Annotated in this window: 6 protein-coding genes; 5 read left to right on the forward strand and 1 reads right to left on the reverse strand. The window is 63.3% G+C overall.

Features of this window, described 5'->3' with window-relative positions; translation table 11 throughout:
• The 5 genes from ACLP2E_RS08170 to ACLP2E_RS08190 form a co-directional block, all read left to right on the forward strand.
• A partial coding sequence (locus ACLP2E_RS08170) for a hypothetical protein (protein WP_442465627.1) occupies window positions 1-286 on the forward strand: 286 nt, incomplete at its 5' end.
• 63 nt (window positions 287-349) lie between these two features.
• Complete coding sequence (locus ACLP2E_RS08175; protein ID WP_442465628.1) at window positions 350-550, forward strand: hypothetical protein; 201 nt, start codon at window positions 350-352, stop codon at window positions 548-550.
• Window positions 551-931: 381 nt separating this feature from the next.
• Window positions 932-1,171 (forward strand): hypothetical protein, encoded by a 240-nt coding sequence (locus tag ACLP2E_RS08180; RefSeq protein WP_442465629.1) that lies wholly within the window; start codon window positions 932-934, stop codon window positions 1,169-1,171.
• Between the two features lie 101 nt (window positions 1,172-1,272).
• The gene (locus tag ACLP2E_RS08185; protein WP_442464037.1) at window positions 1,273-2,175 is read left to right on the forward strand and encodes a polyphosphate kinase 2 family protein; all 903 of its coding nucleotides are present in this window, start codon (window positions 1,273-1,275) and stop codon (window positions 2,173-2,175) included.
• Between the two features lie 63 nt (window positions 2,176-2,238).
• On the forward strand, window positions 2,239-3,903 hold the full coding sequence (locus ACLP2E_RS08190) for a Na/Pi cotransporter family protein (RefSeq protein WP_442465630.1): 1,665 nt from the start codon (window positions 2,239-2,241) through the stop codon (window positions 3,901-3,903).
• Window positions 3,904-3,920: 17 nt separating this feature from the next.
• On the opposite strand, the gene ACLP2E_RS08195 is transcribed toward ACLP2E_RS08190, so the two are convergent.
• Window positions 3,921-6,692, reverse strand: coding sequence for a cation-translocating P-type ATPase (locus ACLP2E_RS08195; RefSeq protein ID WP_442465631.1), 2,772 nt, complete (start codon window positions 6,690-6,692; stop codon window positions 3,921-3,923).
• Window positions 6,693-7,326: the final 634 nt, after the last annotated feature.

Here is a 7,326-nt window from a genome sequence, read left to right on the forward strand (position 1 = left end):
GAAAATTTATCCTGCTTTGATGTCCGGGCGGCCGTACGTGTCGCTTTTTCATGCTTCGAGCAGCGCCCATAATATTCTCACTAAATCTGGCGGTGGAAGGCCTTTCGCTTTCGACTCGCCAGCAAAACTGCCTGGTCTCGTCGCGCCGCTGCGTGACGCACTTGTCGAATTGGCAGTTGTTCCCCTTTCATTCGGCCATGCTGAATCGAAAAGCTATGCGGCGTACACCGCCGATTCTGTTGCAGGAGACTTCGTCAAAATATTCGACGTACTAACAGGCTGCTGAAAAAGTGGACCGGCGGCGATCACGATCGGCGCAGAAGGACGCGGCGAAATCGCCTTCGGCGCAATGGAGGCGGGCCTTGAAATCGCCTATGGCCGGACCTCCATCGACTTCAACTGGATCGGCTTCGACGAGGGCGATGACGTATCAGGAGAAGGTTCAGCTGAATTGCTCGACGATGGCTCGATCGAGATCGAGTTTGCATATCACAATGGCGACGAAGCCGTGCTCAAAGCCAAACGCGAGCCTTTTTCAGCACCCTGCTAAGTCAAGTGACCTACCGAAGAAGATATTTGCGCGTGACTGGTTCCCACTCAAGCTTTGTCCGCTCCCTCGTATTGACGCGCTTGGCCCTGCGTCCGCACGATGATCAGGGAAAATACGCCGCGCGCCAGCACGATCGAGGTATTGGCGGCGCGACGGCGATGGAACCAAATCTCGCCCAGGCGGCTATCCTACGATAGGCTTCTGCGCCATCGATCGCCGCCGATCAACAGGCGCTCAAGCGCCGCCGCCCTGGCGGGCGGCCTCTTCGCCCGGCGTCATGCCGGACGAACGCGGTCGGGCCGCGCTCCCAGGAAGGCGGCGAGATCCGTCTCGCCGGCCGAATTTGAATGTTTCACCCCAGCGTTTCTCAGGAGTTGACACATGATGGGCATTCATCGTCGTAAAATGTTGAGGACTGTGCTGGTCGGCGCCGCCGCGGTCGCCGCCGCGGGGCTGCTCACGTTGCCGGAAACGGCCGGGGCCGTACCGGTTCCGATGGGACTGGAGCATGTCTCGAAAACGGATAGCTTCATCGAAAAGACGGTCGTTGTTGTGCATCGGCGGGCTCGCCGGAGGGTGTGCTGGTGGCGTCGCGGACGCAGGGTGTGCGCCTGGCGCTGAGCGGACGACAGAAGCTTGCGCTATAGCCTCGATCCGATCGAAACGGATCGGGGCCATAGCGCAAGCCTTTCCACGCATATGGGCAAAAGGGAGGTTGCGCCATGGTGAGAAAAGAGATTCTGGATCGCATCCAGCAATACGTCGACCCTTTCCGCGTCACCAAAGGCAAGGACTTCAAGCTGAAGGACCACGACCCGGGCGACACGCAGGGCTTGAAGCTGGAAAAGGGCGAGGCGGCCGAGCTTTTGCAGAGCGGAACCGAGTGGCTCGCCCAGGAGCAGGACATTCTCTACGCCCAGGATCGCTGGTCGTTGCTGCTGGTCTTCCAGGCCATGGACGCGGCGGGCAAGGACGGAGCGATCAAGCATGTCATGTCTGGCGTGAATCCCCAGGGCTGCCAGGTGTTCTCGTTCAAGCAGCCCTCGGCGGAAGACCTCGCCCACGATTTTCTGTGGCGCTATTCGAAGAACCTCCCCGAACGGGGACGGATCGGCATCTTCAACCGATCCTATTACGAGGAGATCCTCATCTTGCGCGTGCACGAAGAGCTTCTGAAGCGCCAGAAGCTGCCGCCGGAGGTCGTGAGCAAGCGCATCTGGGACGAGCGGCTCGCCGACATCGCCCATTTCGAGGATTATCTCGCCCGGCAAGGCGTGATCGTCCTCAAATTCTTCCTCAATCTGTCGAAGAAGGAGCAGAAGAAGCGCTTTATGAAACGGCTTGACGAGCCCGAGCGGAACTGGAAATTCTCTCCTTCGGACATCCGGGAACGGCGATACTGGGACGACTACATGCGCGCCTTCGAGGAGGCGATCCGGGCCACAGCGACGCCGCGCGCGCCCTGGTATGTCGTGCCCGCCGACAACAAATGGTTCTCGCGCCTCGTCGTCGCCTCCGCGATCATCGAGGTGGTCGAACGTCTCGACCTCGCCTATCCGAAGGTCGACGCCGCAATGAAAAAGGAGCTGGCGGCCGCGCGCGTCGAACTCGACGCCGAGCCGTGAAGCTCGACGCTGCGTTCGGGCGTAAAATCACAAATGTGAAGCGGCGAAAGCGGAGGCGCGCGCATGTCGACGGCCATTTCGGTTCTGGGCGGAATAGGGCTCTTCCTGCTCGGCATGACGATCATGACGGACGGCCTCAAAGGTCTCGCCGGATCATCCCTGCGCACGGTGCTGGGAAAGGCCGCGGCGACGCCGCTCTCCGGAATGTTCTGGGGCGCCATCATCACCTTGCTGGTGCAGTCGTCGAGCGCGACGACCATGACCACCATCGGTCTTGTCAGCGCGGGACTCCTGACCTTTCCGCAGGCGCTGGGGCTGGTGTTCGGCGCCAATGTCGGAACGACCGGCACCGGCTGGCTGGTCGCCTTGATCGGCGTGCGGGTTTCCTTGTCGTCCTACGCCTTGCCGCTGATCTTCGTCGGGGCCCTGGCCAAGCTGATGGGAAGCGGGCGCATCGCGGCGGCGGGCGCATCGCTCGCCGGTTTCGCCCTCGTCCTTTACGGACTGACCACGCTCCAGCAAGGCATGGGCGGCGTCGCGGCGCAGCTTCATCCCTCCGACCTGCCCGCCGTGATTGGCGCGCCGGGCGCCGGCTGGCTCTCCGGCTGGCTGGGACTGCTCTCGCTGGTCGTCATCGGCCTGGTCATGACGGCCGTGATGCAGTCCTCTACGGCGGCCATCGCCGTCACCCTTTCGGCCTTCTACGCCGGCGCCGTCGGACTGGACCAGGGCTGCGCCCTGATCATCGGGCAGAATATCGGCACGGCGACCAGTTCCGCCATGGCCGCCATTGGCGCGAGTACGACCGCCAAGCGACTGGCGCTGGCCTATATTCTGTTCAAGATCATCGCCGCCCTGATCGCCCTGGCCTTGTTTCCGATCACCATTCCATTGATCCTGCGCGCATCGGGCGCGGTGGACGGCGTGACCCTGCTGGCCGCCTATCATACGGCCTATAATGTCGTCGGCGTCGCGGTGCTGATGCCGTTCATCGACCGCTTCACCCGTTTCGTCGAGCGCCTCCTGCCCGACGCAAGCTCCCCGCTCACGCGCGGTCTCGACCCGGCTGTGCTGGAAAACCCGGTGGTGGCCGTGGAAGCGGTGCGGCGCACCATCGCGCTGGCTATCGAGGCCATTTGCCAAAAGGTCGACGCCGCCGTCTCGGGCGATGGAAAAACCGGCGCCGGCCTCTCGATTGCGGAGCCCGTGCGCGCCTTGCGTCAGGCGCGGGATTTCATGTCGGAGGTCAGCGGCCCGCCTGATTCAGATCGCGAGGAGCTTCGCCTGACCAGCACCTTGCACGCGCTCGACCATGTTTCGCGGCTTGCCGAAATCGCCGGCGAGGAGCCGGAATTCCCGACGACGAAGGACGGCCCGGACGAGGAGCGCGCCGCCAGGCTTTGCGCCAAGGCCATGCGCTCCGCCCAATCTGCCGTCGGCGATATCGCAGGGGAAAAAGCGCTCAGCGACGCAGCAGCGCCTATCGACAGCATGGAGACGCTCGCCGCCGGTTCGGCGCTCGCAAGGCTTGAAGAAAGCGCCAGGATTCTCGCCGATCTCAGGCGAGCGCATCGCGGCCCGACCTTGAGCAAGGTCGCCACCGGAGTAATCACCGCCGATCAGGCGATGGCGCGGATCGAAACCGTGCGCCGTCTCGAAGCGCTGGCGCGCCACGCCTGGCGTGGCGCCGCCCACCTTCTCGGCCATATCGAGACTCCTGCGCCGTAAAGCGCCTGGCAACCCATTCACTCCGCCGGTGCGGTTCCTGTCCGCTGCTGGCCCGCCTCGATCGCGACCACCGACGCTCGCAGCGCGGGCGAGGCGCGAATGACGTATTTCTCCGCCTCCACGACCAGGAAAAACATCAGTCCGCCGAGCAGCAGCCACGGCCACGCCCATAACGGAATCGCTTCATTGCCGAACATCGCCTGAAACGGCGGCGCATAGGTGAAGAGCAGTTGCAGCACGACGACCGCGAGAATGCCGAACGGCAAATAGCGGTTGCCCATATGGGCTTTCAGCGACAGCGAGGAATCGATCAGATAGCGGCTGTTGAGCAGGTAGAACGCCTGGCCGATGGTGATCGCATTGACGGCGACGGTGCGCGCGAGCGCGTCGGACGCGCCATTGTTCTTCATCTCGAAGAAGGCGGCGAGAGTGAAGGCGAGCAGCGCGAAGCCAATGAAAAGGATGCGCCACAGGCCGAAGCCGGTGACGATCGGCCGGTCGACGGCGCGCGGCGGCCGCTGCATCACGTCGGCCTCGTGCGGCTCGAACGAGATCACCAGACCGAGCGCGACGGAGGTCACCATATTCACCCAGAGCACCTGGGGCGCGGTGATCGGCAAGGTGAAGCCGAACAGGATCGCCACCGCGATGACCAGAGCCTGGGCGACATTGGTCGGCAGCAGGAACAGCATGGCCTTTTCGATATTGTTGTAGACGGTGCGGCCTTCCTTCACCGCCGCGCCGATCGAGGCGAAATTGTCGTCGGCCAGAATCATGCCGGCGGCTTCCTTCGTCACCTCGGTCCCCTTGATGCCCATCGCGACGCCGATATCGGCTTTTTTCAGCGCCGGCGCGTCGTTCACGCCGTCGCCCGTCATGGCCACGATCTGCCGGTTCGCCTGGATTGCCTTGACCAGCCGCAGCTTGTGCTCCGGGCTGGCGCGGGCAAAAACGTCGACATCGCCAACGCAATCCCGCAGCGCCGCATCGTTCATCGCCTCGACTTCCACGCCGGAAACAGCAGTCTTGCCGTCGCCGATGCCGAGCATCTTGGCGATGGCGGCGGCGGTGATCTTATGGTCGCCGGTGATCATGGTGACGCGGATGCCGCCGCCGTGACATTCCTTCACCGCCTCGATCGCCTCCTTGCGCGGCGGATCCATCAGGCCGACGATGCCTAGCAGTACCAGCGTTCCTGGCAGGTCGGCGGGGGCGAGGCCGCCGGCGGCGAGGCCGGGGTTTTCTAGCCAGGCGAGGCCGAGCACGCGTTCGCCCTGGGCGGCGAGCCGATCGGATTCCACGGAGAAACGGGCGCGATCCAGTGCCGCCGTCTTGCCGTCCGCCAATTGCTGGCGGTCGCAATGCTCGAGGATCACCTCGGGCGCGCCCTTGACCAGAAAAATCTCAACTCCGCCGGCCGAGCGGTGCAACGTGGCCATGAATTTATGTTCGGATTCAAAGGGTATCGCGTCGATACGCGGGAAGGCCGCCAGTTCCGCCTGCCTGTCCATGCCGAGCTTGGTCGCGAAAGGATAAAGCGCGCCTTCGGTGGGGTCACCCTCCACCTTCCAGGCGCCGCCGTCCTGGAACAGTTCGGCGTCATTGCAGAGCATGGACACCCGCCCCATCAGCGTCAGCACGGGCGCGGCGCCGGCGGGCTTGCCATCCTTCCGGACCTCGCCTTCCGGGGCATAGCCGTCACCGGTGACCTCGTATGCGGATTCCGCCGTGACGACGGAAGTGACCATCATTTCCATCAGCGTCAAAGTGCCCGTCTTATCCGAGCAGATGCGCGACACGGAGCCCAAGGTTTCGACCGCGGGCAAGCGGCGGATGATCGCGTGACGCTGCGCCATGCGCTGCACGCCGATGGCCAGCGTGATGGTGATGAGCGCCGGAAGGCCCTCGGGAATGAGCGACACGGCGATGCCGACGACCGCCTGGAACAGTTCGACGAAGCTCATGTGGCCCAGCCAATGACCATAGGAAAAGATCAGGACGCTGAGCACGGCGATCGCCGCGCTGATCTTGTAGCCGAATTTCTTGATCTGGCGCAGCAGCGGCGTTTCCAGCGGGCTGACATTGGCCAGCATCTGGTTGATGCGCCCGAGTTCGGTGTCGCTGCCGGTGGCGACCACGAGGCCGGTCGCGCGGCCCGAGACGACCATGGTGCCGGAAAAAGCCATGCACTCCTTGTCGCCGACCGTCGCGTTGACGGGGACCGCCGCGATGGACTTTTCCGCCGGCACGGATTCGCCGGTCAGCGCCGCTTCTTCGGTGCGCAGGTTCTTGACCTCGATCAATCGCAGGTCGGCTGGAATGCGGTCGCCTGACTCCAGCAGCACGATGTCGCCAGGAACAAGCTGTTCCGAGGGAATCATCCGGGTTTCGCCGCCGCGCAGGGTCCTCGCCTCGGCAGACAGCATGTTGCGGATCGAATCCAGCGCCTGTTCGGCCCGGCCTTCCTGAACGAAGCCGAGCAGCGCGTTGAGGACGACCACGGCGAAAATGATGCCGGCATCGACCCAAAGGCTGAGCATCAGCTTGGCGAAGCCAGCGGCAAGCAGGACATAGACCAGAATATTGTTGAATTGACCAAGGAACCGTAGGAACGGCCCCTGTTTCTTGCCTTCCGGCAGACGGTTGGGACCGAATATTGCCGGCCGACGCGCGGCTTCGGCAGCGTCCAGCCCTGTATGCGCATGGGTCCCGAGGCGCTGGGCAGCGCCCTCCGCGGACATGGCGTGCCATGATTCCTGGCCGCCGCCGAACATGGCGTCTTCACCCATTTGCGTTCACCTTTACGTCTGGACCAGCCGGACCGCGGCGAATTTTTTCTGGGTAAAAGCTAGACCCTTCCCTGCCAACAGACAACCTGGCCGCCAAGACCCGGCAAATCGGACGCGCGAATCTTCTGGGGGTGGTTTGATGTCCGGTGGGGTTTAGAGACGGAATGGAATTCCGCATGAGAAATTGCGGCTGTGGGCGGATCGCAAAATTCAGTTTGACGCGCGACCGATGAGACGTCACCCGGCATTGAAGTCATTCACGGGATGTCGTGAAAACGAGCTAGTTCTCGGTCGTTGCATCGCTTTTCGCCGAGCCAACACCCGATCGAGCTCTGACCACAAAGACGGATCAGATGGCGCCCCCCCGCGCGCCGCCACAACGACTGCTTGTGGCGCGTCATTCCCATACAGCCATCGTCCGGTCTGCGGCGGGGACCGGTCCTTCGCTCAATGCCCGCAATCCAACCAATCCTGCCCTTGCGGATGACGATGACGGCGTTCCGCTTCCCGCCGAGGCCGTGCGAAAACACGATTTTCGGAACTTGCGGCAACAGCGGCCATGAAGCGCGGAGAGTTTTCGGGCGGTTTGGATTTCGTGCGAAGGCGCCTCAGGCGGCTCTCATCGCTTGGATGG

The organism is Rhodoblastus sp., assembly GCF_052145335.1.
GTDB lineage: Bacteria > Pseudomonadota > Alphaproteobacteria > Rhizobiales > Beijerinckiaceae > Rhodoblastus.

Coding starts and splice junctions, on each gene's coding strand:
- ACLP2E_RS08185 (WP_442464037.1), top strand. CDS start 1,273: ATGGTGAGAAAAGAGATTCTGGATCGCATCCAGCAATACGTCGACCCT.
- ACLP2E_RS08180 (WP_442465629.1), top strand. CDS start 932: ATGATGGGCATTCATCGTCGTAAAATGTTGAGGACTGTGCTGGTCGGC.
- ACLP2E_RS08190 (WP_442465630.1), top strand. CDS start 2,239: ATGTCGACGGCCATTTCGGTTCTGGGCGGAATAGGGCTCTTCCTGCTC.
- ACLP2E_RS08175 (WP_442465628.1), top strand. CDS start 350: ATGGAGGCGGGCCTTGAAATCGCCTATGGCCGGACCTCCATCGACTTC.
- ACLP2E_RS08195 (WP_442465631.1), bottom strand. CDS start 6,692: ATGGGTGAAGACGCCATGTTCGGCGGCGGCCAGGAATCATGGCACGCC.